Genomic DNA, 3,293 nt, shown 5'->3' with positions numbered 1-3,293 from the left:
TCCTCAAGCAGGGCAGGTTCGCCCACTTCACGGAGGACGACATCGACTACTTCCAGGCGAAGATCGACGAGATGTGGACCAAGTGGCTGGTCCCGGGCGTGTTGCCGTTCTCGGCGGAGATCCTGAACGACCAGCCTCCGGGGGAGTAGCGCAAGCCCTAGAAGGCAGGGAGGGTCCATGAGCTCCGCGAGGGGGAGTCCTCCCGGCGATCCGCCGAGAGGAGGCGGGGGTCCAAGGGGGCGAGACGTACAATACCGGGTATCCTCGTACGTCGGCCGTGCGGGTGTTTCCAAAGCAGCGCATAGCTCCCTCCGGTGCCAGGTGTTTCGGTACCGGAGGGAGCTTCGTTGTTTCTGGCCGGATGAGCCATGGGGGGGCACTACGCCCCACGAGCGCGCGGGGGTATCTAGCCCTCGGTCATTCTGCCATGCCCGGGTGTGTGTCCTAGGGATAGTGCGCGACCCTAGAGACCGACGAGAGGAAGGAGGGAGAGAGTATGGGCGTATCTGCGGTTGAGCAGCCGCGCGTGGTCAACCGCTGGTGGCAACTGATTGCAGGATTCATCGCCATGATGGCCATCGCCAACCTGCAGTACGCGTGGACGCTGTTCACGACTCCGCTGACGAGGAGCTTGCACGCTTCCTTGGCAGCAGTCCAAGTGGCTTTTGCTGCATTTGTGTTAACCGAGACGTGGCTTGTTCCCTTTGAGGGATACCTCGTTGACCTCTTGGGGACTCGGCTGATCGTCGTGCTCGGGGGAATTTTGGTGGGCCTGGGGTGGATTGGGGCAGGTCTTTCCCACTCGGTGGGAACTCTGGTTTTCTGGTACGCGATTGGCGGGGTCGGAGCAGGGGCTGTATACGGGGCGTGTGTGGGGAACGCCCTCAAGTGGTTTCCAGACTACAGGGGACTGACCGCGGGTGTTACGGCGGGCGGCTACGGAATTGGTACCGCTCTCACCGTCGCGCCCATTGCAGCCATGATTAAAACCGCAGGATGGTCGCAGACCTTTATCACGTGGGGATTCATCCAGGGCATCGTGGTGATCGTCATGGGTCTTATGCTTGTCCAGCCTCCCAAGGGATGGAGTCCTCCTGGCTGGAAGGCGAAGGAAGCACTCATAACAGCCCGTGTCCAGATGAGCAAGGTCGACATGACCCCAGGGCAGATGGTGCAACAGGGATCGTTTTGGGCGCTCTATTTCATGTTTGTCCTCATGGGATTTACGGGGTTGGTCGTCACCGCCCAGCTCAAGCCAATCGCTCAATTCTACCATGTGGACAAAGTCGTCGTCGCATTTGGTCTATCCGCTCTTGTCCTCGCCCTGCAGCTGGACCGAATCCTCAATGGTGTGGCTAGGCCGTTCTGGGGATGGGTTTCCGATCGGATCGGACGTGAAAACACGATGTTCATCGCCTTCGGCCTCCAGGCACTTACTATCGTGGCTTGGATTGGGTTGATCGGTCATCCCGTGTGGTTCATCGTGCTGTCGGGATTCGCGTTCTTCTCATGGAGCGAAATTTTCTCCCTGTTCCCCTCTGCGGTGGGTGATCTCTTTGGCCGGACATACGCCACCACGAACTACGGCATCTTGTATACAGCGAAGGGGGTGGCATCAATCTTCGCGGGCCCCGTGGCGGCGGCTGCCAAGCATGCTGCAGGTAACTGGGCGCCCATTTTGTGGTCTATGGCGGTGGCCAGTGCGGTTGCCGCCCTCATGGCTTTGTTCTGGCTCAAGCCCTTAGCACGTCGGACTGTGGCGGAGGGGGCGCGTATGGTCGCGGCCAGTGTGCCTACGGGGGGAGGAGAGTGACCCGTTCCGAGCGAGCTCCGGATCTGGGGAGGCGCGGGACTTCGACTGGGAGATCTCAGCAGTGCAGTGCGGAAAGGAGGCGGCGATGGGCAGGATTCCTCTGGTCGCGGCTCTTGTGGCCTTTGCGGCCCTGGGGTTAGTCGCCAGTCCCGGTATGGGTCGCGGATACGCCTTTGGGCTGGTGGCCAAGATCCCTCTCCCCGGTACGGGAGGTCATGGCGATTGGGTTACTTACGACCCCGGGACCAACGATGTCTACGTCGCCCTGCATAAGTCGGGGGTGGCTGTGATCAACGCCACGGCGGAACAAGTGTGGGCAGATGTCGAGCCAATCGCGGGGCCGAACGGCATTGCCTATTCTCGTCGGTATGTGTACGTAGCCGCGGGAGACAGCAATGAGCTAGTGGTGATTTCCAAGGCCTCGTGGAAGATTGTCAACAGAGTCAAGACCAAGGGTAAGTCGCCCGATGGCGTATGGTTCGACCCGGGGCGGGGTGAGGTGCTGGTTGCGAGCGACGACAGCAACTGGATCGAGGTCTACAATGGCGGGGAGTACCCGCATCTTCTGCGCACCATCGCTCTTCTCCCGTCCAAGCCGAAGTCTGGTCCCGACGTGGGTGTTCTCGTGCCCGGGAAGGGTCTCTTCATGCCGGACGACGCTCTTGTGGAGCGGGTCGACCTTGATACGGGAAAGATTGGACCATGGGTGGATACACATGTGAAGTTGACGAAACTCGGCGGGACGAAGAACATGATTTACGACCCGGTGAGGAATCGTCTCTGGGTGGGGACAACGGGAAAGAAAGTTCTCGTGCTCAACGCCACAACTCTCCGAGTGATAGGGGCGGCGCCGACGCACGGCGGAACCGATGAAGTGGCCTTCGACCCGGGGCTTCGCTTAGTGTACACCTTCGAGGGGAGTGCCAAGGGGTTTGATGTGTTCAGTGCGGATAGGATGAGACCCGTCGCGTACATTAATACGGGATCTGGCAATACCCATACGGGTGCAGTGGACCCCGAGACACACTATGTCTATGCCTATGAAGGGAATGCGAACGTCGTGGGAGTCTACTCCCCCTTTGGTGCATCTCACTGATCAGCATCAGTCTCTGCGGGGTACGCCGGGGGAGCTGTCAGGTCGGCTCCCCCGGTTTCTCTAGAGCAGCTCGGGAAGTCCCTCTCTTCTGTTCTCGCTAACTCCTCATGGGATACCGATTGAGGAATGGCCCAGCACGATTACATGGGAGATTCGAAAATTCTTTCGAGGGAGGGCACAGATTCGGAAGGTGCGTGGTCGACTCTGACTCACCGATCGCGGGCCTTGACAGCCTGATGAATCCGTGCTACGAACTGAGGTACGATGAAGGCAGTGCGGCAGTCCTACGCACCTCGGCAATGCATCTGTCCCGGGCGGAGGCCAGGCTTGCCTTCGCTCGGGGTGCCCCCCCTCTAATTTATTAGGTCTCCCACTCCCGAAGGC

The 3,293-nt window shown here is 59.9% G+C and carries 2 protein-coding genes; both read left to right on the top strand.

The annotated features are described in order from the left end of the window. Positions 1–496: 496 nt before the first annotated feature. A complete protein-coding gene (gene oxlT, locus VKV18_RS13610; RefSeq protein WP_324204733.1) occupies positions 497–1,813 on the top strand; it encodes an oxalate/formate MFS antiporter in 1,317 nt (438 codons plus the stop codon). Positions 1,814–1,898: 85 nt separating this feature from the next. Beyond that, entirely contained in the window at positions 1,899–2,909 is a 1,011-nt protein-coding gene (locus VKV18_RS13605; protein ID WP_324204732.1) for a hypothetical protein, read from the top strand. Positions 2,910–3,293 lie beyond the last annotated feature (384 nt).

Origin of the sequence: Chthonomonas sp., from assembly GCF_035294505.1 — a bacterium.
GTDB lineage: Bacteria > Armatimonadota > Chthonomonadetes > Chthonomonadales > Chthonomonadaceae > Chthonomonas.
Note: the sequence above shows the minus strand (reverse complement) of the source record. Positions and strands in the feature narration are given on the sequence as shown.

Coding starts and splice junctions, on each gene's coding strand:
- oxlT (WP_324204733.1), top strand. CDS start 497: ATGGGCGTATCTGCGGTTGAGCAGCCGCGCGTGGTCAACCGCTGGTGG.
- VKV18_RS13605 (WP_324204732.1), top strand. CDS start 1,899: ATGGGCAGGATTCCTCTGGTCGCGGCTCTTGTGGCCTTTGCGGCCCTG.